At 71.6% G+C, this 22,955-nt stretch carries 22 protein-coding genes, 1 tRNA gene and 1 pseudogene; 13 read left to right on the top strand and 11 right to left on the bottom strand.

What is annotated here, in order from left to right:
• Positions 1 to 30 precede the first annotated feature (30 nt).
• Together EIZ62_RS14800 and EIZ62_RS14795 are read left to right on the top strand one after the other, a co-directional pair.
• On the top strand, positions 31 to 711 hold the full coding sequence (locus EIZ62_RS14800) for a GntR family transcriptional regulator (RefSeq protein ID WP_156693140.1): 681 nt from the start codon (positions 31 to 33) through the stop codon (positions 709 to 711).
• A gap of 165 nt (positions 712 to 876) precedes the next feature.
• Positions 877 to 1,527 carry a hypothetical protein gene (locus EIZ62_RS14795; protein WP_156693139.1) on the top strand — a complete coding sequence of 217 codons (651 nt, stop codon included), beginning with the start codon at positions 877 to 879 and terminating at the stop codon, positions 1,525 to 1,527.
• Positions 1,528 to 1,577: 50 nt separating this feature from the next.
• Here the strand turns inward: EIZ62_RS14795 and EIZ62_RS14790 are convergent, their stop codons facing one another.
• Positions 1,578 to 2,333 carry an SLATT domain-containing protein gene (locus tag EIZ62_RS14790; protein ID WP_208827919.1) on the bottom strand — a complete coding sequence of 252 codons (756 nt, stop codon included), beginning with the start codon at positions 2,331 to 2,333 and terminating at the stop codon, positions 1,578 to 1,580.
• A gap of 272 nt (positions 2,334 to 2,605) precedes the next feature.
• Between EIZ62_RS14790 and EIZ62_RS14785 the strand changes: the two genes are divergently transcribed.
• From EIZ62_RS14785 to EIZ62_RS14775, 3 genes are all read left to right on the top strand, one after another.
• Positions 2,606 to 2,947: a YbaB/EbfC family nucleoid-associated protein gene (locus EIZ62_RS14785; protein ID WP_156696403.1), complete on the top strand. Its 342-nt coding sequence runs from the start codon at positions 2,606 to 2,608 to the stop codon at positions 2,945 to 2,947.
• Between the two features lie 170 nt (positions 2,948 to 3,117).
• The gene (gene recR, locus EIZ62_RS14780) at positions 3,118 to 3,717 is read left to right on the top strand and encodes a recombination mediator RecR (protein ID WP_064067261.1); all 600 of its coding nucleotides are present in this window, start codon (positions 3,118 to 3,120) and stop codon (positions 3,715 to 3,717) included.
• The gene (locus EIZ62_RS14775) at positions 3,710 to 4,369 is read left to right on the top strand and encodes a DUF5063 domain-containing protein (RefSeq protein ID WP_156693138.1); all 660 of its coding nucleotides are present in this window, start codon (positions 3,710 to 3,712) and stop codon (positions 4,367 to 4,369) included. Before recR ends, EIZ62_RS14775 begins: the two co-directional genes overlap by 8 nt.
• A gap of 71 nt (positions 4,370 to 4,440) precedes the next feature.
• On the opposite strand, the gene EIZ62_RS14770 is transcribed toward EIZ62_RS14775, so the two are convergent.
• Positions 4,441 to 5,355, bottom strand: a complete 915-nt coding sequence (locus EIZ62_RS14770) for a LysR family transcriptional regulator (protein WP_208827917.1) — start codon at positions 5,353 to 5,355, stop codon at positions 4,441 to 4,443.
• Positions 5,356 to 5,480: 125 nt separating this feature from the next.
• Between EIZ62_RS14770 and EIZ62_RS14765 the strand changes: the two genes are divergently transcribed.
• The 5 genes from EIZ62_RS14765 (at position 5,481) to EIZ62_RS14745 (ending at position 11,421) form a co-directional block, all read left to right on the top strand.
• On the top strand, positions 5,481 to 6,503 hold the full coding sequence (locus EIZ62_RS14765; RefSeq protein WP_156693137.1) for a YncE family protein: 1,023 nt from the start codon (positions 5,481 to 5,483) through the stop codon (positions 6,501 to 6,503).
• A gap of 186 nt (positions 6,504 to 6,689) precedes the next feature.
• The gene (locus EIZ62_RS14760; RefSeq protein WP_156693136.1) at positions 6,690 to 7,961 is read left to right on the top strand and encodes an aspartate kinase; all 1,272 of its coding nucleotides are present in this window, start codon (positions 6,690 to 6,692) and stop codon (positions 7,959 to 7,961) included.
• Positions 7,962 to 8,049: 88 nt separating this feature from the next.
• On the top strand, positions 8,050 to 9,126 hold the full coding sequence (locus EIZ62_RS14755; RefSeq protein WP_280117743.1) for an aspartate-semialdehyde dehydrogenase: 1,077 nt from the start codon (positions 8,050 to 8,052) through the stop codon (positions 9,124 to 9,126).
• Between the two features lie 421 nt (positions 9,127 to 9,547).
• Positions 9,548 to 10,195, top strand: coding sequence for a SigE family RNA polymerase sigma factor (locus tag EIZ62_RS14750; protein WP_156696399.1), 648 nt, complete (start codon positions 9,548 to 9,550; stop codon positions 10,193 to 10,195).
• Complete coding sequence (locus EIZ62_RS14745; protein WP_244375700.1) at positions 10,192 to 11,421, top strand: hypothetical protein; 1,230 nt, start codon at positions 10,192 to 10,194, stop codon at positions 11,419 to 11,421. Before EIZ62_RS14750 ends, EIZ62_RS14745 begins: the two co-directional genes overlap by 4 nt.
• A gap of 63 nt (positions 11,422 to 11,484) precedes the next feature.
• Here the strand turns inward: EIZ62_RS14745 and EIZ62_RS14740 are convergent, their stop codons facing one another.
• The 6 genes from EIZ62_RS14740 to EIZ62_RS14715 form a co-directional block, all read right to left on the bottom strand.
• Positions 11,485 to 12,387, bottom strand: coding sequence for an SURF1 family protein (locus tag EIZ62_RS14740; protein WP_156693135.1), 903 nt, complete (start codon positions 12,385 to 12,387; stop codon positions 11,485 to 11,487).
• A 22-nt stretch (positions 12,388 to 12,409) separates the two neighbouring features.
• Positions 12,410 to 14,239 (bottom strand): S9 family peptidase, encoded by a 1,830-nt coding sequence (locus EIZ62_RS14735; protein WP_156693134.1) that lies wholly within the window; start codon positions 14,237 to 14,239, stop codon positions 12,410 to 12,412.
• Between the two features lie 95 nt (positions 14,240 to 14,334).
• Positions 14,335 to 14,820 carry a DUF7144 family membrane protein gene (locus EIZ62_RS14730; protein WP_425281820.1) on the bottom strand — a complete coding sequence of 162 codons (486 nt, stop codon included), beginning with the start codon at positions 14,818 to 14,820 and terminating at the stop codon, positions 14,335 to 14,337.
• A 323-nt stretch (positions 14,821 to 15,143) separates the two neighbouring features.
• The gene (locus EIZ62_RS14725) at positions 15,144 to 16,160 is read right to left on the bottom strand and encodes a hypothetical protein (protein ID WP_156693133.1); all 1,017 of its coding nucleotides are present in this window, start codon (positions 16,158 to 16,160) and stop codon (positions 15,144 to 15,146) included.
• Between the two features lie 382 nt (positions 16,161 to 16,542).
• Complete coding sequence (locus EIZ62_RS14720; protein ID WP_156693132.1) at positions 16,543 to 17,007, bottom strand: hypothetical protein; 465 nt, start codon at positions 17,005 to 17,007, stop codon at positions 16,543 to 16,545.
• A gap of 266 nt (positions 17,008 to 17,273) precedes the next feature.
• Complete coding sequence (locus EIZ62_RS14715) at positions 17,274 to 17,513, bottom strand: HAD family hydrolase (RefSeq protein WP_244375698.1); 240 nt, start codon at positions 17,511 to 17,513, stop codon at positions 17,274 to 17,276.
• 103 nt (positions 17,514 to 17,616) lie between these two features.
• On the opposite strand from EIZ62_RS14715, the pseudogene EIZ62_RS32455 reads away from it, so the two are divergent.
• Positions 17,617 to 17,829: pseudogene (locus EIZ62_RS32455) on the top strand (site-specific integrase); the annotation flags it as partial.
• Positions 17,830 to 17,907: 78 nt separating this feature from the next.
• On the opposite strand, the gene EIZ62_RS14705 reads toward EIZ62_RS32455, so the two are convergent.
• Together EIZ62_RS14705 and EIZ62_RS14700 are read right to left on the bottom strand one after the other, a co-directional pair.
• Positions 17,908 to 17,981 (bottom strand) — tRNA-Pro (locus EIZ62_RS14705).
• A gap of 104 nt (positions 17,982 to 18,085) precedes the next feature.
• Positions 18,086 to 19,024: a metallophosphoesterase gene (locus EIZ62_RS14700; protein ID WP_156693131.1), complete on the bottom strand. Its 939-nt coding sequence runs from the start codon at positions 19,022 to 19,024 to the stop codon at positions 18,086 to 18,088.
• A gap of 78 nt (positions 19,025 to 19,102) precedes the next feature.
• On the opposite strand from EIZ62_RS14700, the gene EIZ62_RS14695 reads away from it, so the two are divergent.
• Positions 19,103 to 19,567, top strand: coding sequence for a GatB/YqeY domain-containing protein (locus EIZ62_RS14695; protein WP_156693130.1), 465 nt, complete (start codon positions 19,103 to 19,105; stop codon positions 19,565 to 19,567).
• A 198-nt stretch (positions 19,568 to 19,765) separates the two neighbouring features.
• On the opposite strand, the gene EIZ62_RS14690 is transcribed toward EIZ62_RS14695, so the two are convergent.
• Positions 19,766 to 22,018, bottom strand: coding sequence for a transglycosylase domain-containing protein (locus tag EIZ62_RS14690; RefSeq protein ID WP_156693129.1), 2,253 nt, complete (start codon positions 22,016 to 22,018; stop codon positions 19,766 to 19,768).
• A gap of 574 nt (positions 22,019 to 22,592) precedes the next feature.
• On the opposite strand from EIZ62_RS14690, the gene EIZ62_RS14680 reads away from it, so the two are divergent.
• On the top strand, positions 22,593 to 22,937 hold the full coding sequence (locus EIZ62_RS14680; protein ID WP_058940833.1) for a WhiB family transcriptional regulator: 345 nt from the start codon (positions 22,593 to 22,595) through the stop codon (positions 22,935 to 22,937).
• The last annotated feature ends 18 nt before the right edge of the window (positions 22,938 to 22,955 follow it).

The raw sequence follows: 22,955 nt of genomic DNA, 5'->3' as shown, positions 1-22,955 counted from the left end.
TCCGGAACCGGACGGAGGGGGCCAGAAGCCATGCCCGCGAGCGGAGCTGTGACCCGCAACACCCTGCGACAGCAGGTGGCGGACGCGCTGCGTGACGAGGTGCTCGCGGGGCGTCTCCAGCCGGGCCAGGAATTCACGGTCAAGCACATAGCCGACCAGTACGGGGTGTCGGCGACGCCCGTGCGGGAAGCGCTGGTCGACCTCACCGCCCAGGGCCTGCTCGACTCCGACCAGCACAAGGGGTTCCGCGTCCACCGGTTCACCGTCGAGGACTACCGGGGCATGGTCGAGGCCCGCGCGCTGATCGTCGACGGCATCTTCCGCCGCCTGTGCGACCGGACCGGCGCCCTCCACGTCCACGGGGCGCCGCTCGTGTCGGTACGGCGCCGGGCGGAGGAGGCGGCGCGGGCGGCCCGCGCCGGGGACCTCGACATACTGATCGGCTACGACCTGCGGTTCTGGCGCGAGCTGAGCGGCTTCGTCGCCAACAGCTACATAGCCGACTTCCTCCACCGGCTGCGCGTCCAGGCCTGGGTGTTCGCGGTGCCCCACCTGCGCGCCGCCCGCGAGCCCGGCGCGTGGCTGTGGAACGGCCACGAGGAACTCGTCGACGCGGTGACGCTCGGCGACCCGGACGCCGTAATGGCGGTCGTCGACGCGTACAACGCGCACTCGATGCGGTGGGCCGACCACCTGGACGGGCGGCGCTGACGCCCCCTACCGCTCGTGCCGACGGCTCTTACCGCTCATGACGGGTGGGTAGGGGATGTGCACCCGAGCCGCACCCGACCGAGTCGCACCGAGCCGCACCCGAGCCGCACTAATCTGTCCCGGCCGTCTGCCGTAGCCGCCCAACTGAAGGAGAGCGAGTCTCCCTTGGCCTGTGACCTGTGGTTGGTCCCCCTCGTCGACGTGCTGTGCCACAGCCCCGACAACCCCTTCGCGGAAGAGATCGCCGCGTACGACAAGGCCCTCACCGAGGCCGGTCTGCCGACCGTGCCCGTCTTCGCCTACATGCCGGGCCTGTCCGGCGACGTCGCACCGGTCGCCGGTTTCGACTACGACGCCCTGCACTTCCTGCGCCGCGCCTACCTGCTCCAGATCTGCGGTCTCGCCGTCACCCCGGTCGACGAACTGGGCGGCGACTACGAGCAGCTGCTCGAGATGTTCGAGTCGACGGCCCAGCAGTCACACCTCGTGTGGCACTACGACCACGCGGGCGCGTACGTCCCCGTCGACTTCCCCGCTCCGCTGTCCAACGACGAGCTGCTGGCGGGCGGCGGTCCGCTCGGCTCCGCCCAGGGGCTGCTGCGCGAACTGGAGTACGTCGCGCCGTCGATCGGCATCGACCCCGCCAACCCGCCCGCCGCGCCCCACCCGCCGGAACGCCCGACGGCCCTGGAGGAGCCCGCCGGGCCGGTCCCGTACGACGACAGCCCCTTCGCCCGCGAACGGCACGTGTGGCTCGGCCTGCACGCGGCGGCCACCCGCAGCCTCGCACAGGGCTCGATGATCATCTTCAGCTGACCGCCCGGCGGACCCGGGGGACATCCCGGGCCCGCCGCGCCCCCCGCGGTTCAGCGGGGCTCCGGCGGGCGCTGGCGGGGCATGTTGGGGCGGGTGCCCGGCGGGAGCGGGAAGCGCCCGGAGGGGTGAGCGCCGGCCCCCTCCGGGCGGGGCGGCGCGTACGACAGCGTCGACTGCGTCACCAGCGGCGCCGGGCCGGACCGGAACTCCACCATCCAGTCCGCCGTCTCCGCCCGCACCAGCTCCGTCACGTCCTCCGAGAAGCGGCGCAGCACCCCCAGGCACCGCTCCGCCGCCTCGCTCGCCGTGCCCTCCGTGGGGCCCAGCACCTCCCGGATGTTCTCCGCCGCCCAGTCGAACTGGAGCGCCTGGAGACGCCGCTGCACGGCCTGCGCCGTCGCCACGTCCCGCATCCAGCCGGACGTGAACCCGAAGTACCGGTCGCAGGCCAGGCACGCGGCGCCCAGCAGCAGGGACACGTACCCCCAGCCCGCAGCCCCCTCCAGCGCGCCCGTCAGGTCCAGCAGCGGCAGCCCCGCCCCCGCGACCGCGCCCAGCGCCGTACCGATCCGCAGGGCCCGGGCCCCGAGCCGCTTCGACGCCCGGTCCGCCAGGTACCAATCGGCCGTGCGCAGCGCCTGGTCCTCCACCCACCGGTAGAGCTCGTCCAGCCGCTCCGCCGGCTCGCCCCAGTCGCCGAGCGGGAACGGCCGCCCGCTCAGATCGCCGCCGGGGCCGCCGTACCTGCCCTGGCGGTCGCCCTCCCCCCGGGCCGGGCCCCCGGGCTGCATCTCCGGCTGGCTCACCGGGGCACTCCTCTGCGCTCTGCGTGACAATCCGTAACGTGCGGGCGGTGCGATGCGCGTGTGCGTACTGGTGCGCATGCCTTTCCTACCGCCGAATGGTGGGCCGGCAGCGCGGAATCCCGGGATTTCCGCCCGCAAGAGGGTCTTGATCAGCTAGAGGGCGCGCCCGATTCCCACCCGAAAGAGTGAGGCCGTGTGGATGGGGCACACCGTCCGGCGACCACGTAGGCTCGGCATACCGAATACTCATCGTCGAAATGCCAGGAGTGACCGTGATTCCCGGTGGTGGCCAGCCCAACATGCAGCAGATCCTCCAGCAGGCCCAGAAGATGCAGCAGGACCTCGCCCGCGCCCAGGAGGAACTGGCGCAGACCGAGGTGGACGGGCAGGCGGGCGGCGGTCTGGTGAAGGCCACCGTCACGGGCTCCGGCGAGCTGCGCTCCCTGGTCATCGACCCCAAGGCGGTCGACCCGGAGGACACCGAGACCCTCGCCGACCTCGTCGTCGCCGCCGTACAGGCCGCGAACGAGAACGCGCAGGCGCTCCAGCAGGCCAAGCTCGGCCCGCTGGCCCAGGGCCTGGGCGGCGGCGGCATCCCCGGCCTCGGCATCTAGCCACCGGGTCCGCGGGGCCCGCGGGGTCCGCCGGGTCCGCCGACCCGTTGGTCCGTCCCGTGCGCGTCGTACGGGCCGCGGGCTCGTCGCACGGGCTGCGGGCCCGCCCTTCTAACCCGTACGCACAGCAACTACCGTAAGCATCACAGCACTCCACGAGAGGCGTTCCGTTGTACGAAGGCGTGGTTCAGGACCTCATCGACGAACTGGGCAGGCTGCCAGGCGTCGGTCCCAAGAGCGCCCAGCGGATCGCCTTCCACATCCTCCAGGCCGAGCCCACCGACGTGCGCCGCCTCGCCCACGCCCTCCTCGAGGTCAAGGACAAGGTGCGGTTCTGCGCCGTGTGCGGCAACGTCGCGCAGGAGGAGCGGTGCGGGATCTGCCGGGACCCGCGCCGTGACGAAGCGGTCATCTGCGTGGTCGAGGAGCCGAAGGACGTCGTCGCGATCGAGCGGACGCGCGAGTTCCGTGGGCGGTACCACGTGCTCGGCGGCGCGATCAGCCCGATCGAGGGCGTCGGCCCGGACGACCTGAGGATCCGCGAGCTGCTGGCCCGGCTGGCGGACGGAACGGTCACCGAGCTGATCCTTGCGACCGACCCCAATCTGGAGGGGGAGGCCACCGCGACGTACCTGGCGCGCATGGTCAAGCCGATGGGCCTGAAGGTCACGCGCCTCGCCAGCGGACTCCCCGTTGGCGGAGACCTGGAATACGCCGACGAGGTCACTCTCGGGCGAGCGTTCGAAGGGAGACGACTCCTCGATGTCTGACGCCACACTGCACGCGCACTCGCTGGACCCCGACAGCTTCGCGGTCCAGATCGCCGACTCCATCGAGTCCTTCATCGTCGCCACCACGGAAGTGGCCAAGGGCGACGAGCCCGACAGCGCGATCCCGTTCCTGCTCCTGGAGGTCTCCCAGCTGCTCCTCGCCGGCGGCCGCCTGGGCGCCCACGAGGACATCGTCCCCGAGGAGCGGTACGAACCGGACACCGGGCCGGACGTGGACGTCGACGAGCTGCGCATGCGGTTCGCGGCCATGCTCGATCCGGTGGACGTCTTCTCGGAGGTCTTCGACCCGTACGAGCCGCGCAAGGCGCCCGTGCCGTGCCGGATCTCCGACAACCTGGCCGACATCATCATGGACCTGCGCCACGGCCTGGCCCACTACCGGGCGGGCCGCACCACGGAGGCTCTGTGGTGGTGGCAGTTCTCGTACTTCTCCAACTGGGGCCCCACCGCCTCGGCGACCCTGCGGGCGCTCCAGTCCCTGGTGTCCCACGTCCGGCTGGACCAGCCGCTGGAGGAGCTGGACGGGCTCGACACGGACGAGGACCTCACCGAGGACGCGCTGGCGGAGGAGGCGGGCCGGGTGATGGCCCAGGAGATCCTCGGCCCGCTGGGCATGCGCACGGTGAAGTAGGCCCCGCCCCGCCGGCAGATCGGGGCTCGGTCACGCAGCAGCACCCGCCTCGCCGTCAGGTCCGGGCTCGGTCACGCAGCACCCGTCTCTCCGGCGCTCCAGGTCTCACGGACCCGGTCGCGCAGCCACCTGTGCGCCGGGTCCGCGTCGTTGCGCGGGTGCCAGGCCATGCCCAGCGGGAGCGGCGGCAGGTCCAGCGGGACCTCGAAGGTGCGCAGGCCGAGCGCCTCCGCCACGCCCGGCGGGGCCAGACCCACCAGGTCGGCCTCCCGGCACAGCAGCAGCGCCGCCGACCAGCCCGGCACGACCGCCACCACCCGCCGGCGCAGCCCCAGCGCGGCGAGCGCGTCGTCGACCGGCCCGTGCACCCGCCCCTGCCGGGACACCCCCACGTGCTCGGCGGCGGCGAAGGCCCGTGCGGTGACCCGCGTCCGCGCCGCCAGAGGGTGCCCGGGGCGTACGGCTCCGACGAGGCCCGTGACGCCCAGCGCCTCGGTCCGGGTCTCGGGGTCGGCGTGCCCGATCACCCCGAGCTCCAGGTCGAGCCGCCCGTCGCGCAGCGCGGGGGTGCCCTCCAGGCTCTCCGGCAGGAAGCGCAGGGTGACGCCCGGGGCCTGCCGGGCGACCGCCGTGATCAGCCGGGCGCCGAGGTGGGCGAGGACCAGGTCACTCGCCTGGACCGCGAACTCGCGCCGCAGGGCGGCGGGGTCGGCGGGCGGCCGGGGCGCGAGCAGGTCCCGGGCGGAGGCGACGACGGTACGGACGTGGGGCCGCAGCTCGACGGCGCGGGGCGTGGGGACGAGGTGGCGCCCGGCCCGTACCAGGACGGGGTCGCCGAGCGCCGCCCGGATGCGGCCCAGAGTGCGGCTCATGGCCGGTGCCGAGACGTGCAGGCGGGCGGCGGCGCCGGTGACGCTCTCCTCCTCGAGGAGCGCGTCGAGCGCGACGAGGAGGTTGAGGTCCAGGGATGCCGGGTCGCGGCGCATGCTGTGACTCCGATCACCTGCTTCGCCGCCCGTGGGCGGCACGACGTCGCCGTTTGCGTACGGCGCAAGGACACCTTGCCAGCATTGCACTGGAGTGAATCCGCCGCGGGTCCGAGGCTGGCCGCATGAGTGAGACGAACGACGTCCTGGCCGTCGTGAGCCAGAGCGGCCCCACGGTCACCTTCTTCGACGCGGCCACCCACGACCGGCTCGGCGAGGTCCGCGTCCCGCACGAGCCGCACGAACTGTGCCTCGACGCGGCCCGGCGTCGCCTGTACTGCACGATCACGTACCGGTCCGGCTACTACCACGCCAACGGCGGACGGGCGCGGGAGCTTGTCGTGATCGACCCCGACGAGCGGCGGGTGACCGGCGTGGTCGGCCTCGCTCCCGAGTGGGCGCCGCACGGCATCGCGCTCGACCCGTCGGGCGAGCTGCTCTGGGTGAGCGTCGAGGGCGCGTCGCCTGGCGCGGAGGGCGCCCTGCTGGCCCTGGACGCCGAGTCGCTGCGCCCGGTGAGCCGGGTGGCGGTCGGTGCGCCGGGGCCGCACTGGTTCGCGCTCGCACCGGACGGCACGCGCGCGTACACGGCGAACAAGGAGGCGCCGTTCGTGTCGGTCGTCGACCTGGTCGAGGGTGCGCTCGTGGACCGTGTCGAGGTGCCCGGCAGCGAGGGCATCGCCGTGTCGGGGGACGGACGCCGGGTGTACGTGGCGGCGCCGAAGGGCGATTTCGGCGGCGGGCCCGCGCGGGACGCGGGCGTACGGGTGGTCGACACGGCGACCGGGGCGGTCGTCCGCACGCTGCCGACGGACGGCGTCGTCTTCCCGGTGCACGTGACGCCGGCGGGCCTGCTGCTCGCCGGAGAGCTGCGCATGACGGCCGGGCGGTCGGCGCTGGGCGGCCAGCGGCCGGGGGTGCTGCACGTGTACGGCGAGGGCCTCGACGAGCGCGCCCGCCTGGAGGTGGGTGCCTTCCCGCTGACGATCACCTCGTCACCGGACGGGCGGTACGGGTACGTCGCCGCCGTCTCGTCCAGCACGGTGACGGTCGTGGACCTGGCGGCCGGCGCGGTCGTCGCGACCCTGGAGGTGGGCCGGTCCGGCGAACCGGGGGCACACGGGCTGGCGTACGTACCGTCCGCGTGAGCGGGTGACCCGGCCCACATTCCGCGTAGCCCCGGCGACCCCGGGCAGGTACTGGCCGAGCGGCCGTGAAGCTCCCCTCGTTGATCACGTCGTGAGCGGGACATCTCACGATGTGATATGGCGGGGGCGTTTCCCGGCCGCTCGTTAAACTGAACCGACCGCAAACGGACTGAGCGAGGAGCGCACGTGGGCCTTGTCGTGCAGAAGTACGGAGGCTCCTCCGTTGCCGATGCCGAAGGCATCAAGCGCGTCGCCAAGCGAATCGTCGATGCCAAGAAGAACGGCCACCAGGTGGTCGTCGTGGTTTCGGCGATGGGCGACACGACGGACGAGTTGATCGATCTCGCCGAGCAGGTATCCCCGATCCCTGCCGGGCGTGAGTTCGACATGCTGCTGACCGCCGGAGAGCGCATCTCCATGGCGCTGCTGGCCATGGCGATCAAAAACCTGGGCCACGAGGCCCAGTCGTTCACCGGCAGCCAGGCGGGCGTCATCACCGACTCGGTCCACAACAAAGCGCGCATCATCGATGTCACGCCGGGCCGGATCCGTACGGCGCTGGACGAGGGCAACATCGCCATCGTCGCGGGCTTCCAGGGCGTGTCCCAGGACAAGAAGGACATCACCACCCTCGGGCGTGGCGGGTCGGACACGACCGCCGTCGCCCTCGCCGCGGCGCTCGACGCCGAGGTGTGCGAGATCTACACCGACGTCGACGGTGTCTTCACCGCCGACCCCCGGGTCGTGAAGAAGGCCCGGAAGATCGACTGGATCTCGTTCGAGGACATGCTGGAGCTCGCCAGCTCCGGCTCCAAGGTGCTGCTGCACCGCTGCGTCGAGTACGCACGCCGTTACAACATCCCGATCCACGTCCGGTCGTCCTTCTCGGGGCTCCAGGGCACGTGGGTCAGCAACGAACCGCGAGGGGACCGCAAGGTGGAGCAGGCCATCATCTCCGGTGTCGCCCACGACACGTCCGAGGCGAAGATCACTGTCGTCGGCGTGCCGGACAAGCCGGGCGAGGCCGCCGCGATCTTCCGCACCATCGCGGACAACGAGATCAACATCGACATGGTGGTGCAGAACGTGTCCGCCGCGTCGACCGGGCTGACCGACATCTCCTTCACGCTGCCCAAGGCGGAGGGCCGCAAGGCGATCGACGCCCTGGAGAAGCAGAAGGCGCTCATCGGTTTCGAGTCGCTGCGCTACGACGACCAGATCGCCAAGATCTCCCTGGTCGGCGCGGGTATGAAGACGAACCCGGGCGTCACCGCCGGATTCTTCGAGGCGCTGTCCGACGCGGGTGTGAACATCGAGCTGATCTCGACCTCCGAGATCCGCATCTCGGTCGTGACCCGCGCCGACGACGTCAACGAGGCCGTCCGCGCCGTCCACACCGCCTTCGGCCTGGACAGCGACTCCGACGAGGCAGTGGTCTACGGAGGCACCGGGCGGTGACGAACCGCTGCGGCCGGGCGGTGGCGGATCGGTGGAACTGCACCGTCGCCGCCCCGCGTGGCCGGACCGTGGCCGACCGGTGCGGCCGGTGACGCCGACCGGGCCGCCGCCGCACCGCAAGCCGGCGCTCGCGGTCGTGGGAGCGACCGGGGCCGTCGGCGCGGTGATGCTCCAGATCCTGTCGCAGCACGCGGACGTCTGGGGCGACATCCGCCTGATCGCCTCCCCCCGCTCGGCCGGCCGCAAGCTGACCGTGCGCGGGGAGGAGGTCGAGGTCCTCGGCCTGTCCGAGGAGGCCCTGGAGGGCGCCGACGTGGCGCTCTTCCTCGTGCCGGAGGAGGTCGCCGCCCAGTGGGCGCCGATCGCCGCCGCCAAGGGCACGGTGGTGGTGGACGCCTCCGCGGCGTTCCGGGCCGACCCGGACGTCCCGCTGGTCGTCCCCGAGATCAACCGCCACTGCGTCCGCGTACGACCGCGCGGCATCGTCGCCTGCCCCGGCGACACCACGCTGGCGCTGATCGTCGCGGTGGGCGCGCTGCACGCCGAGTTCGGCCTGAGCGAGCTGGTCGTGTCCGCGTACCAGGCCGCCAGCGGTGCCGGCCGCGGCGGTGTCGGAGCGCTGCGCGGACAGCTGTCGCTGGTCGCCGGTACGGAGCTGGGCACCTGCCCGGGCGACGTGCGCCGGGCCGTCGGCGACGACACGGGGCCCTTCCCCGCTCCGCTCGCCCTGAACGTGGTGCCCTGGTCCGGCTCGCTCCAGGAGGGCGGCTGGTCCTCGGAGGAGCTGCGCGTCCGGGGTGAGACCCGCAAGGTGCTGGACCTGCCGGAGCTGCGGGTCGCGGCGACCTGCGTCCGCGTGCCGGTGGTGAGCGCCCACTCGGTGTCCGTGCACGCGCGGTTCGAGCGGGAGGTGACGGTCGCGCGGGCGCACGAGATCCTGGCGACCTCGCCGGGCGTGGTGCTGTACGACGACCCCGCTTCCGGCGACTTCCCGACGCCGGCCGACGTCGTCGGCACCGATCCGACGTGGGTGGGGCGGGTGCGACGGTCGCTGGACGACGACCGGGCGCTGGAGCTGTTCGTCTGCGGCGACAACCTGCGCAAGGGTGCCGCGCTGAACGCCGCCCAGATCGCGGAGACCGTCGCCGCCGAGTTCACGGCGTGAAGGCATGCCGGTGTGAAGGCGTGCCGACGTGAAGGCGTGACCGGTCGGAGGCGGCCGACAAAAGGGCGATGAACAGATCGTCCGATCTTTGTAGGATCTGTGAACGCCCTGTGAGCAAGTCTTCGGTCTGCGCCACTTGAACTGGGGCGATGGCATGTTCGACGATGCTTTCTTCCTTGCTGCAACCGGTGGTCGGGCGGGAAGCGTCTATGCGGTCGCCCCTTCGCGGCGCCCGTGACATTCGGGGCATTGGGGAAGAGCGGGTACGCATGAGGGCAAACGTCGCACTGTCAAAAGCGACCGTGTGCGCGTACAACCCTGACGGGGGGAAGCGTGTCCAACAGGCGTGGCAGAGGTACTCGACATCACAGCGGCGGTTCCGCTCCGTGCCCGCGCGGCCGGAGCGGCGGGCGGCGTGGGCATGGGCGGCGTCGGCATGGGCGCGGTGCGCCCGCTCCGGCGACCCCGCCGGCCCGGCGGCATGCCGGTGATCGCGCCCGTGCCCGCCGCTAGGCGTACGACCCGGATCCCGTCCCAGCGCGGCGCCCAGAGCACCGACGACACGACGACGATCGCGGGTACGACCGTCGACCACCTCACCGAGACCTACCGCGCCCACTACCGGTCGCTGCTGGGTCTCGCCGCGCTGCTGCTGGACGACACCGCCTCGTGCGAGGACGTCGTCCAGGAGGCGTTCATCCGCGTCCACTCGGCGCGGCGCCGCGTGCGTGACCCCGAGAAGACCCTCGCGTACCTGCGCCAGACCGTCGTCAACCTGTCCCGGTCCGCCCTGCGCCGGCGCATCCTCGGCCTGAAGCTGCTCTCCAAGCCGATGCCCGACATGGCGAGCGCGGAGGAGGGTGCGTACGACCAGCTGGAGCGCGACGCGCTGATCAAGGCCATGCGCGGGCTCCAGCGCCGTCAGCGCGAGGTCCTGGTGCTGAGGTACTTCGCGGACATGACCGAGGCCCAGGTCGCCGAGACCCTCGGCATATCGCTCGGCTCGGTCAAGGCGTACGGGTCACGTGGCATCGCGGCGCTGCGCGTCGCCATGGAGGCCACGGCATGACCGAGCACCAGAAGAACCAGAACCAGAATCAGAACCAGAACCAGAACCAGAACGGGTCCGGGCAGCACGGACCCGGTAGGCCGGACGGGCCGTTGAACGAGAACGACCGGACTGGGAACGACACTGTGAACAACGGGCACGACCGGCCGGAGAAGGGCCCCGCGGACTTCGGTGAGCCCGGTGCCGACGAACTGGCGCTGCGCCGGCTGCTCCACGGCGCCGTGCAGGACCTGCAGCCCGCCGACGGCACCCTGGACCACCTCCGCCGGGCGGTCCCCGCGCGGCGGGCGCGCAAACGGCAGGCGCTGGTGGGCGCCGCCGCGGCCGCGCTGCTCTTCGGTACGGCGGTCCCCGCGTTCGTCCACGTCGCGAGCTCCGACGGCGCCTCCGACGACCGCCCGGTCAACGCCGGCCACGGCGAGCAGGTCCAGGGCGGCACGGGCGAGGAGACCGGCGGGGAGGGCAGCGGCCCGGGGGAGCCCAGCGCCGCGGCGGGCCAGGACACCGGTGGTGGCGGCAAGGACGACAAGGACAGCCCCGCGCAGCCGGGCATCCCGCCGGCCGGCGCCTCCGACGGCACCGTGGGCGGCCCGTCGGCACCGTCCAGCGCCGTCCCGGAGAGCGTCCCGGTGTGCGACGCCGCCCAGCTCGGCGTGGCGGCCGCGGAGGCCGGGCAGCCGGACGCGGAGGGCAAGGTCTACGGCACCTTCCGCATCGCGAACGTATCGGGCACCGACTGCTCGATCACCGGTACCGGAGGCATCGCCTTCCAGACCTCCGGTGCGGCCGACCCGGCGAAGATCGCGGTCGTCGGCCACACGGCGGGCGACCCGGCGACGGGTCTCCCCGACCCCTCCCAGGAGACCCCGGCCCCGCTGCTCCTCAAGCCCTCGGGCGCGTACGAGGTGAAGTTCGCCTGGGTACCGGGCGAGACCTGCCCCGTCGAGGGCGGCGGCAGCGGTGGCACCGGCGGCGGCGACCCCTCGCCCGAACCGACCCCACCGACCGACGGCTCGTCCGCCGAGTCGGCGGGCTCGGACGGCACGGCGGGAACGGCGGCCGTGGAGCCGCAGCTGGGCAAGGAGGAGGACGGCGACGGCCCCCGCGCGGACGGCAGCGTCACGGTCACCCACACCGCGGAACCCGGCGGGCCGTCGGCCGAGGCCGCCATTCCGGGCGCCTGCGCGGGCACCATCTACCGGACGGGCCTGCTGCCGGCGCAGTGACCCGGGGGCGGACGGGACGTGTGGCGGCGTTACGTACGTCGTGACGACCCGGCCTGGGCGCCCTCAGGGCGCCGTATCCGCCTTCGCCCCGTCGGCCGGGGCGCCGGTGGCCGACGTACCGGCGGCCGAAGCACCGACGGCATCGGCATCGCCGACAGCGACCGAAGCACCGACGGCATCCGAGCCGCCGACACCGACAGCGACCGATTCGCCGACGGCGACCGGCGCGAGGCCGAGTGCCTCGTCCCGGGCCTGTTCCGCCTCCCGACGCAGCAGGCGGAACCACATGAAGAGCACGAAGCCCGCGAAGACGAACCACTCACCGGTGTACCCGAGGTTCTGGAACGCCTTCAGGTCCAGACCGCTGCCCTCCGGCGCGGCCGCCGGGACTGGCGTCAGGCCCGCCGGGGCGTCCAGCAGGGTGACCCAGGCGTCGTAGACGTCGTCCTGCACGACGTTCACCAGGGAAGCCGCGCTGATCATGCCGACCTGGCCGCGCGGGAGGGCGCCGGCCGCGTGCACGCCGGCGCTCCCGGTGTGCTCGGACGCCTGGAGCGCACCGGTCACCGTGACCTGGCCCGCCGGCGGGGCGGGGGCCGTGCCGCCGTGGGGCAGCCAGCCGCGTACCACCGGCAGGGACGTGCCGCTCCCGGTGCGCAGCAGGGTCAGGACGTACGAGCCGTCCTTGCCGTCCAGCTCGCGCCCGGGGACCAGGAACTGTTCCCCGTACCGCCCCGTCGCCGTGGCGTGGCGGCCCGAGGTCGACTTGTCGACCGGCAGCAGCTCGTCGAGCGGCGCGGCCCTCACCGAACCGGGGTCCGGCCGCCGCTCCGCCTCCTGGTGGGAGTCGACGCGGTCCTCGAACCGGCCGAGCTGCCACGTCCCCATGAAGACGCAGAAGGGAATCGCCAGCACGACGAAGATGTTGATCCCCCACCAGCGGGGCGTCGTCAGGAACCGGTACACGCCTCCACGGTACGGAACACCGTCACCCGGCCGCCGCGCGGGTCCCCAGATGCCGGTCGGCGAAGTCCAGCTCCAGCCGCACCTGCTTGATCCGCTCCTCGACCACCAGCGAGCCGTGGCCCGCGTCGTACCGGTACACCTCGTGCACCGCGTCGCGGGCGGCGAGCCGGTCGACGTAGTTGTCGATCTGGCGGATGGGGCAGCGCGGGTCGTTGACGCCCGCCGAGATGTACACGGGGACGCGCACCCGGTCGACGTACGTGATCGGGGAGGAGACCTCGAACCGCTCCGGGACCTCCTCCGGCGAGCCGCCGAAGAGGGTCCGGTCGAGGGCCTTCAAAGCCTCCATCTCGTCGTGGTACGCCGTGACGTAGTCCGCCACCGGGACGGCCGCGAGGCCCAGCGCCCAGGCGTCCGGCTGCGTGCCGAGCCCGAGCAGGGTCAGGTAGCCGCCCCAGGAGCCGCCGGTGAGGACCAGCCGCGCGGGGTCGGCCAGACCGGAGGCCACCGCCCACTCCCGTACCGCCGCGATGTCCTCCAGCTCGATCAGCCCGACCCGGTGCTTGAGCGCGTCGGTCCACTCCCGCCCGTAGCCGGTCGAGCCGCGGTAGTTGACCCGGACGACCGCGTACCCGTGGTCCACCCAGGCGGCGGGGGCGGCGGCGTACGCGTCGCTGTCGTGCCAGGTGGGGCCGCCGTGGATCTCGAACACCGTCGGCAGCGGACCGTCCGCCCCCGTCGTGCCCGCCGGGCGCTGTACGAGTGCGTGGATGCGCCCGCCGGGCCCGTCGACCCACACGTCCTCGACCGGCACCGAGGCGGGCGCCTTCATGCCGGGCGGCTCCAGGACGACGCCGCCGGCCGTGGACCGCACCGACGGCGGCTGCGCGGCGGACGACCACAGGTACTCCACCGAACCGTCCGGCCGTGCCGTCGCGCTCGACACCGACCCGGCCGGGGTGTCCACCCGTACGAGCTCCCGCGTCGCGATCTCGTACCGCCACAGCTCGCTGCGCGCCTCGAAACCGTGCACGACGAGCAACCCGGAGCCGTCCGGGTACCACTCCGCCGACACATCACCGGGCAGGTCCAGCCCCAGCTCGGTCTCCACCCCGGTCGCCACGTCCCACAGCATCGGCTCCCAGCGCCCGCGCCGCTGGTGGCCCACCAGCAGCCGGGTGTCCCCGTCGACCGGTGCGAAGCCCAGCACGGACAGCCCCAGCTCCTCGGTCCCGCCCTTGGTGTCGTCCAGCTCGGCCACGACGGCACCGTCCGGGCGGACCACCCGCACGGCCGCGTGCATGGCGTCACCGTGCTCCGTGTGCTCGATCGCGATCAGCGTCCCGTCGTGCGACAGGTCACCGACGCCGGCCGACTCCCGGTGCCGGTAGATCTCCAGCGGCGGCCGCCCGGGCCGTACGACATGGATCGTCGACCCGTCCTCGTCCGTCGACCGCCCGACCACCGCCGTCCCGTCCCGCCCGACGGCCAGCCCCGCCGGGTACGACGGCTCCAGCCCGGGCACGGCCGGCTCGTCCTCCCCGCCCCGGAACGGCTGGCGCATCCACACCCCGAACTCGTCGCCGTCCGTGTCCGAGAACCACCAGACCCACTCGCCGTCCGGCGACGGCACGCCGTCCGTCGTCCCGTTCGGCCGGTCGGTGACCTGCCGCTGCTCCCCGGTCTCCCGGTCCCACGCGTACAGCTCGTACGTCCCGGTCGCGTTCGACACGAACAACGCCCTGCCCGGCGCGTCCCACGCCCACTCGGGCAACGACACCCGCGGCGCCCGGAACCGCTTCTCCCAGTCGGGCATGGCCTGCACCTGTGCGTCCGTCGGCTGCTCAGTCATGCGTCCATGAAACCCGATGGCGGGATCCGGCCGGAGGCGGGTCACTTCTCCTGACGGCCCCGGCCGGACGTGAACCGCCGGGTACGTCCGAGGCCTCAGCGTCTCTTGGCGGCGGCGGTGATCGAGTCGTCGGAGCAGAGCGCCCAGATCACGAAGACACCGATCGCGATCGAAATGATGGCCCACACCGGCTGGTACGGCAGCCAGATGAAGTTCGCGATCACCACGAGCGCGGCCACCGCCACCCCGCTCGCCTTGGCCCACTCCGCCCCACTGAGGATGCCCGCGCCGATGACGGCGACCAACAGGCCCAGCACCAGGTGGACCCAGCCCCACGCGGTGACGCTGAACTCGAAGACGTACTCCCCGATGCGTCCGTAGACATCGTCCTCGGCGATGCCCGCGATGCCCTGGAGCATGCCGAGCACACCCCCGACCATCATCAGCACCCCGGCGAACATGACCCCGCCGGCAGCCCAGCCCCCGCCGCCCCCATGCGTCTCGGGAGCGGGGTGACGGGCGTCGTGATGCGCGTACGCGTGATGTGCCGAGCCGCTCGGCCCCTCGGACGGATTGCTCATTCCCCGAGCGTCCCGCCCTCCCTCCGCGACGGCCACCGCACGCGCCCGTCCGGGTGAGCCAGCCCCTCGGGGGGCCGGGCCGGCAGCTCGGGCAGGGGCGTGGCCCCGGCCTCGGACCGCTGGGCGCCGTCTGCACCCGGCCTTTCTGCCGCGCGGCGACGCTCGGTCACCTGCCAGCGGTGACGGCGGTGTTCGAGGACGGCCTTCCACAGCTCCAAGCGGTGGCGGGAGTCCCTCGGCAACGTGAATCGGAGGATTCCAAGGACCAGGGCAGCCACCAGAACGGGCACGGACACGGGATGCTCGATGAGGAACGGCACGGATCAGCCCTCTCCGTCGCGGAGATCGAGCGACGCGGTGCCCAGCGTGACCCGGTACGCGTCACCGTGGCGAGTGAGTGCCGCGCCCTTGATCCCGACTTCCCGGTGGGTCAGGGCCGTAGCCAGGTCGTAGGGGGCCGGGCAGCCGGACCACCGGTACGTCCACGAGTCCCCGGCACCCCAGAGCCGGCGAACGGCACCGCGCCGCATCACATCCGCCTCCCTCCTGCCTTCGACCCCGGGCCGTCCCAGGGGGTCCCAGGACAGGCTGGTCGCCCACCGGCCGCGCCGGTCCACCAGGTTGTAACGGGACACGAGACCGGCCAGCAGCATGGTGGCGTCGGTCGAGAGCGGCGGGACCGCCGCCAGCGCGCGACGCTCGTGCGAGGTGAGCCCGTGATGCACCGTGAGGTAGGAGTGCAGGGGCACGAGGCTGCGCTTCCTGCCGCGTCGACATCCCTGCGGGTCACCGGTGATGGTCAGCAACGCACCGGTCGGCAGATGGCGCAGGCAGAGGGAGCGCTCGCCATGGCAGGTGTAACTGGCCTCGTGCCGTAGTCCGGGGACGCCGAAGGGGGCGGCTCCCTCACTGGCCAGCAACCGCGTGGCCACGTTCTCCGGAGCACGCTCCGCCACCATCACCAGCCGGTCCCTGCGGGGCGACATCACCGGGTCGTACGACGCGACGACCGAGTAGTTCCACCGCGCCGTCGGGCCGGTGTACACGTTGCCGTTGAACAGCGCGAGCGCCAGCAGAGCCCGGAAGGCACGCTGCTCGTCCGTGCAGTGGTCCAGCCCCAGACCGTGGGTGTCCCCGGTGATCGCGGACCCTGCCGCGGCTTCGCTCTCCCCGGTGTACTGGACGCGGAGCGGGACCCGCTCGGAGGGCTCCATGGTGTGGACGGGCAGTCCGCCCAACTCGTGCGCGGCGGTCAGCCGAGCCTGCCGGAAGGCAATGGCGTCCCCGGACGCGTGCCGGATGCGGCGGGCGAGCGTGGTGATGTCCCTGTCGAGGGTCATGTCCGGCTCCTGGTGGGCGCGCTTCAGTGCTCCCGCCCACTGCGCCCCGAAGGAGGACCGACAGTTGTGGATCACGCGTGCCCGACGGCACTTTGCGCCCTCAACCCTGGGCAGCTGCGGGAGGAACCCAGGTCCGACGTAACGGCGAGCGTGGTCGCCCAGCCCGAGCATAGCGGGCCGGGCGGGCGTGTACGAGGGGATGCTTCAGAGGCAATTCGGGTGGGAGCTCTGCCTTGGGCTGGGACGCCTCTCACCTGCGCTGACGGTCCGCAGACGTTCGCGCTCGTCCGCCGCTGTTCGTCGGCGTTGTCACGCAATTGGACACGCACCGCCCATGTCCGTGCCGGTCTTTAGAGGCGGTCCAACGACCGGACACCCAGCCTCAGAGGTGTTGCTTCGCTGCCCTGACTAGATGAGCGATGCCATCCCGTGTGCGCGTCCTTCGCTGATCCAGCTCTGACCGACTGTCTGTTTTGTGTACGGCTGTGATCTCGGCAAGCAAGCTTTCACCCTTGCGGCTCAGCTCTTCGTTGTCGGTGAGCATCTGCATCCGGAACAGAGCCTCCTGGGCCTTGGACCTGAGGTCGTAGGCCCGGATCTGTACAGCCTCAGCGGCTTCCGGAGGGGGCTGCTCATGGGTACAAAACCAAAGGTGCACGAGACACCGCCGGTAGTTGATCAAAGCCGCCGCATAGGCCGTGTACGCGTCCAGCCGTTCCTGACGCAACTTCTCGTCCCGTGTGAACTGGTGGCCTCTCTCAGTGGTGCGCCGTTGGACTCCCAGGGTGATCCCCGAACCAAGCAGGGTGCCCAAGACGGCGATGGCGCTGGCGATTATGGCTTCCACCTCCGTAGAAGACCACGGTTGAAGGCGCTCTGTGATCGCTTTCGCAGGAGCTACTGGGGCGCATGTTGGGGGGTTGATTCCTCTGCGTAGGAACGAGCTCGTGGGCCCCACGGAGCCTCTGCCCACCACCCGCACCGAATCCCATCCCGGAGTCGGAGCGCCCCGGCCGGAGGCATGTCGGTGACGGTGAGGGAACGGCGGAGCGGAGCGCAGCCGGGTGCTTGATGAGGTGGAGAAACCTGTAACAGGTCCCCGCTGAACCTCGGCTACGCCGTGATGAGTGCGTCGGCGATGGCGTGCATGTCATCCGTGATCGCGTCGGCTCCCGCTTCGGCGAAGAGGTCGGCCTTGTGCATGCGCTCGGCCGCCGTGATGAGCGGGAACGGGCTGGGCTTCATCAGATGTGGTTGCCCGGACGGGCGCCCGACGATCTTCGCGACGTGCTCCCCCAACCCGTGCGCCTCCGGGAAGCGCTGGACGCACTCGGCGGAGTTGTTGCTGACCACCGCTACAACCCGCCCCGAGGAAACGGCGGCACGCAGAGCCTCTTCCGCCCTGGGGCCGGCGGGCCGGCCACCGCCACGGCTTCGACGCCTCAGGGGCAAGCACAACGTCCGCCGCGCCTTCCGCCAGGCACTCAAGGGCATCGACGGAATCAATGCGCTGGAAGTGATCTCCCGCCTCGTCGGCCATTCGGGGACGGCTGTGACGGAAGAGGTCTACCGGAGGCAGATCCGGCCCGTGATCCAGACCGGTGCCGTAGTCATGGACGGGATCTTCGGCGCCGATCCGCCGCCAGCGCGGACACGCGGGGAGCGGTAGTCACGCAGATACACACGCAGACAGCAAATCAGCCGGTCTACTCACGTGAGTAGACCGGCTGATTTGCTGTTTCAGCTGTCGGGGTGGCGGGATTTGAACCCACGACCTCTTCGTCCCGAACGAAGCGCGCTGCCAAGCTGCGCTACACCCCGATGTCACCGGTTGTCGCGGCGACGTCGTTTACTTTAGCCCACCGGCGCTCCCAGACGAAATCCGGTTTCCCGGCCCCGCGCGGGGCCGGGAAACCGGGGCACGGTCAGTCGCGCGGGGTCAGGGTGAGCAGCGTGGCCTCGGGCGGGCAGGCGAAGCGGACCGGGGTGTAGCGGTTGGTGCCGCAGCCCGCCGAGACGTGGAGGTACGCGGTGTTGTCGCCGGCGCGGTGGGTGGAGAGGCCCTTGACGCGCTCGGTGTCCAGGTCGCAGTTGGTGACCAGTGCCCCGTAGAAGGGGATGCACAGCTGGCCGCCGTGCGTGTGGCCCGCCAGGATCAGCGGGTAGCCGTCGGCCGTGAAGGCGTCCAGGGAGCGCAGGTACGGGGCGTGGACGACGGCCAGGGACAGGTCGGCGTCCGGTTCGGGGCCGCCGGCGACCCTGTCATACCGGTCCCGCTTGATGTGCGGGTCGTCCAGGCCGGTGAAGGCCAGCTCCAGCCCCTCCAGCTTGAGGCGGGCCCGCGTGTTCGTGAGGTTCAGCCAGCCCGCCGTGTCGAACGTGTCGCGGATCTCCTCCCACGGGTTGTGGACGGCGCCGACCGCCGGCGCGTTGCCGTTCAGGCCGTGCCGGCCCTGCGCCTTCTCGATCAGGTAGCGGGCCGGGTTGCGCAGCTTGGGGCCGTAGTAGTCGTTGGAGCCGAAGACGTACACACCGGGGAAGTCGAGCAGCGGGCCGAGCGCGTCCAGCAGCTCCGGTACGCCGTTCGGGTCGGAGAGGTTGTCCCCGGTGTTCACCACGAAGTCCGGGCGCAGCCCCGCAAGCGACTGGAGCCAGGCCCGCTTCTTGCCCTGGCCGCTCACCATGTGGATGTCCGAGACCTGGAGCATCCGCAGGGGCCGCGTACCGCGCGGCAGCACGGGCACGGTGATCCGGCGGAGCCGGAAGGAACGGGCCTCGAACCCGGCGGCGTAGGCCAGCCCGGCCGCGCCGGCCGCTGCGATTCCTGCGGTGACTTTCAGGGGAACTCCGTATCGCGCGCGCATGCCGCCATCGTCCCAGAACGGCGTGGGCGCGGGAAATGCACGGGCGTGCAGGTCGTCGCACCTGCCACACTTGTCCGCATGACCACGCTCAAGTCCACGCTGCAGGAAGACCTCAACGCCGCGATCAAGGAGCGCGACGAGCTGCGCTCCTCGACGCTCCGGCTGACCCTCTCCGCCATCACCAAGGAGGAGGTCTCGGGCAAGGAGAAGCGCGAGCTCTCCGACGACGAGGTGCAGAAGGTGATCGCCAAGGAGGCGAAGAAGCGCCGCGAGGCGGCCGAGGCCTTCGCGCAGGGCGGCCGGGCCGAGCAGGCCGAGCGTGAGCGGGCCGAGGGCGTCATCCTCGACGCGTACCTGCCGCAGCAGCTCAGCGACGACGAGCTGAAGCAGATCGTCGCCCAGGCGGTCGACGAGGCCAAGGCGGCCGGCGCCGAGGGCCCGCGCGCCATGGGCGCCGTGATGAAGATCGTGAACCCGAAGGTCGCCGGCCGCGCCGAGGGCGGCCGCGTCGCCGCCGTGGTCAAGCAGCTCCTGGCGGGCTGAGGCCCCGCTGCCCCCGCTGCCCTGGGGGCCCGCTGCCTCGGGCACGGGCGGCGGGCCGCATCACCGGGTCGGCCCCAGGTCCGGCCGCACTCCCAGGACGCCCGCGAGACGGGCAGGCATACGGACAGAGGGGCGCCCCACCGGAAACCTCCGGTGGGGCGCCCCTCTGTCCGCGCTTGTGCGCGCTTGCCCGCGCTCTCAGCGCCAGCCGCCGCCGTTCTGGCCGCCGCCGATCATGTCCGGCGGGAGGGTGATGCCGTCCCAGGGGTTGCCGCCGCCGGGGCGGCCGCCACCCGGCCGGCCCTCGTCGTCATCGCCGTCCCCCGGCTTGTCGCCGCCGCCGCCCGGCTTGTTGTCGCCGGGCTTGGGCTTGCCGTTGCCGGGGTCCTTCGGCGCGTCGGGGATGTGGACGTCGACGAAGCCGGGCGCCTCGCGGCCGTCCAGCGCGCCGGTCATCGCGTCGCGCCAGATCGGTCCCGGCACCTCGCCACCGAAGACCGAGCCGTGGTACCGGCCACCGATCCGGATGGAGAACATCTCGACGTCCTGCGCCGGGCTGCCCACCCACACGGCGCTGGACAGGTTCGGGGTGTAGCCGACGAACCAGGCGTTCTTGCGGGCGTCCGTCGTACCGGTCTTGCCCGCGTTGTCACGGCCGCTCAGACCGGCCTTCTCACCCGTACCGGAGTCGATCACACCACTCAGCAGGGCGTTGATCGAGTCGGCGGTCCGCTCCGACATCGCCTTGCTGCAGTTGGTCTTCGGGACCGGCAGGCTCTTGCCGTCCGCCGTCTTGATCGCCTCGATGGCGGTCGGGGTGCAGTACGTGCCCCGGTTGGCGAACGTCGCGTACGCGTTCGCCATGTTCAGCGGCGACATGCCCTTCGAGCCGAGCGAGATGGCCGGCACCTCGGGCAGCTTCTCGCCGCTGCCCTGCACGGCGCCCAGCTTGGTGGTCATCTCCACGACCGGGCACATCCCGATCTCGGCGATCATCTGCACGAAGTACGTGTTGACCGACTTGGCCATCGCGTCCCGGAGGTTGTACGGGCCGACCTCCGACTCGTTCTCGTTCTCCACCGTGTCGCCCTGGTTGAGCCACGGCTTCCCGCTGCACGTGGAGACGGACGACGGGTAGGGCATCTGGTACGGCGACGGGTACGTCTGCGTCGGCGGCTTGCCCTGCTCCAGCGCGGCGGCCGCAACGAACGGCTTGAACGTCGAACCGACCGGGAAGCCGAAGTTCGAGCCGCCCATGCGCTTGTTGACCGAGTAGTTGATCTGCGTCTCGTTCTTCCCGAAGCCGTACGGCCGGGACTGGCCCATCGCCAGGATCTTGCCCGTGCCCGGCTGGACCATGGTCACCGCCGTGGCGACCTTGTCGGTCTGGTACACGTGCTTCTTGATCGACTCCTGCGCGGACTTCTGCGCCTGCGGGTCCAGCGTCGTCCTGATCGTCAGGCCGCCGCGGTTCCAGACCTTGTTGCGCTCCTCCCGGTCCTTCCCGAAGACCGGGTCGGAGAGGAAGACCTCGCGAACGTAGTCGCAGAAGAAACCGGCGCCGTCGACGGCCGTGATGCAACCGTTCTTGGGCTTGCTGACCCTCAGCTTGATCGGCGTCGCCTTGGCCCGCTCGGCCTCCGCCTCGCTGATGTCACCGACCGCCGCCATGCGCGACAGGACGATGTTGCGGCGCTTGGTGGCCTCCTCCACGTCGTTGACCGGGTCGTACCGGCTGGGCGACTGGACGATGCCGGCCAGCATCGCCGACTCCTCCAGGGTGAGCTTCTTGGCGGGCTTGGAGAAGTACCGCTGGGCCGCGGCCTCGATCCCGTACGCCTGCTGCCCGAAGAAGGTGATGTTGAGGTAGTTCTCGAGGATCTTCTTCTTCCCGAGCTCCTCCTCGACCTGGATCGCGTACTTCAGCTCCTGGATCTTGCGGCCGAGGGTCTGCTGGGTGGCTTCGGCGACCTTGTCGGGGTCGTCGCCGGCCTCCTCCACGAAGACGTTCTTCACGTACTGCTGCGTCAGCGTCGACGCGCCCTGCGCCACCCCGCCCGACTGGGCGTTGCGGTTGAGCGCGCGCAGTACGCCCTTGAGGTCGACGGCGCCGTGCTCGTAGAAGCGCGAGTCCTCGATCGCGACGATCGCCTTCTGCATGTACGGGGAGATGTCCTTGAGGTCCACCACCGTGCGGTCGCGGGAGTAGACCGTGGCGATCTGGCCGCCCTGCGAGTCCAGGATCGTGGTGCGCTGGCTCAGCGGGGGCCGCTTGAGGTTGGCCGGGATCTCGTCGAACCCCTGGACCGTGCCCTTCGCCGCTAGCCCCAGCGCTCCCGCGGCGGGCAGGGCGATGCCCGCCAGGACGGCTCCGGCGAGCACGCTGACACCGACGAACTTGGCGGCCTGCTGGGTCCCGGTCAGACCACCGCCCGAGCGCTTCTTTGGCATGCGGTAACCCTAATCCGTCGGTGGTGGCGTTCCGAGGGAGCGGGTGGGTTACGGGAGGTTCGCGTACCAGGTTGTGACATCGGAGGGAGGAGGGGCCCGCCCCCGTCGGCGGTGGCCGGCGGCCTCTCGGGTGCACCCTGCTCGTTTTCCGGACACGCGTACAGGCCTTGGCCTAAGCTGGTCACAACTGTCACAGCAGTTGCACCCTCAAGTATTTCCCGAGCATTCCCCAAGCACTCTCCGAGTACTTCCCGAGGTACTTCCCGAGCACGCCCCGAGCACATACGAGCACCTCCCGAGCCGCGCCGGTCGCTGTCCGTTTCCCCCTCATGCGTCAGCGCGCGCCCGTTGTGACTCAACCAGAACGCCCTGGCCTGCGTCATACGTCACGCATGTCTCTCGCTCACTCCCCTGGGTGATCTGCCGCGTACGCATAGTCCGTTCGGACCATTCAAGATTGGGCCCGAAGGGGGTGTTGCGCTGTGCCCACCTTCCGTAACGTCCTCAACTGGTAGCGGTGAATATGCCGCTGCCGCCGTGGGGGAGCCTCGATTCGGGAGAGGACGGCGCCGGTATGGGCTGGGTAGCTGACTGGAGTGCGCAGGCCGCCTGCCGCACTACCGATCCGGACGAACTGTTCGTACAGGGTGCGGCGCAGAACAGGGCCAAGGCGGTGTGCACCGGGTGTCCGGTGCGGACCGAGTGCCTGGCGGACGCGCTGGACAACCGCGTCGAGTTCGGCGTGTGGGGCGGTATGACGGAACGTGAGCGCCGTGCGCTGCTGCGGCGGCGGCCGACCGTCACCTCGTGGCGCCGGCTGCTGGAGACCGCGCGCACGGAGTACGAGCGCAGCGCGGGCATCCTGCCCGTCGCGCTGGATGACGACGAGACGTACGAGACGTACGCGGCGGTGGGCTAGCGGCACCCCGAGCCGCGC

The organism is Streptomyces ficellus (genome assembly GCF_009739905.1).
Classification (GTDB): domain Bacteria; phylum Actinomycetota; class Actinomycetes; order Streptomycetales; family Streptomycetaceae; genus Streptomyces; species Streptomyces ficellus_A.
Note: the sequence above shows the minus strand (reverse complement) of the source record. Positions and strands in the feature narration are given on the sequence as shown.

Coding starts and splice junctions, on each gene's coding strand:
- EIZ62_RS14695 (WP_156693130.1), top strand. CDS start 19,103: ATGACCACGCTCAAGTCCACGCTGCAGGAAGACCTCAACGCCGCGATC.
- EIZ62_RS14690 (WP_156693129.1), bottom strand. CDS start 22,018: ATGCCAAAGAAGCGCTCGGGCGGTGGTCTGACCGGGACCCAGCAGGCC.
- EIZ62_RS14750 (WP_156696399.1), top strand. CDS start 9,548: ATGGGCGGCGTCGGCATGGGCGCGGTGCGCCCGCTCCGGCGACCCCGC.
- EIZ62_RS14800 (WP_156693140.1), top strand. CDS start 31: ATGCCCGCGAGCGGAGCTGTGACCCGCAACACCCTGCGACAGCAGGTG.
- EIZ62_RS14745 (WP_244375700.1), top strand. CDS start 10,192: ATGACCGAGCACCAGAAGAACCAGAACCAGAATCAGAACCAGAACCAG.
- EIZ62_RS14725 (WP_156693133.1), bottom strand. CDS start 16,160: ATGACCCTCGACAGGGACATCACCACGCTCGCCCGCCGCATCCGGCAC.
- EIZ62_RS14775 (WP_156693138.1), top strand. CDS start 3,710: ATGTCTGACGCCACACTGCACGCGCACTCGCTGGACCCCGACAGCTTC.
- EIZ62_RS14735 (WP_156693134.1), bottom strand. CDS start 14,239: ATGACTGAGCAGCCGACGGACGCACAGGTGCAGGCCATGCCCGACTGG.
- EIZ62_RS14700 (WP_156693131.1), bottom strand. CDS start 19,024: ATGCGCGCGCGATACGGAGTTCCCCTGAAAGTCACCGCAGGAATCGCA.
- EIZ62_RS14770 (WP_208827917.1), bottom strand. CDS start 5,355: ATGCGCCGCGACCCGGCATCCCTGGACCTCAACCTCCTCGTCGCGCTC.
- EIZ62_RS14680 (WP_058940833.1), top strand. CDS start 22,593: ATGGGCTGGGTAGCTGACTGGAGTGCGCAGGCCGCCTGCCGCACTACC.
- EIZ62_RS14765 (WP_156693137.1), top strand. CDS start 5,481: ATGAGTGAGACGAACGACGTCCTGGCCGTCGTGAGCCAGAGCGGCCCC.
- EIZ62_RS14730 (WP_425281820.1), bottom strand. CDS start 14,820: ATGAGCAATCCGTCCGAGGGGCCGAGCGGCTCGGCACATCACGCGTAC.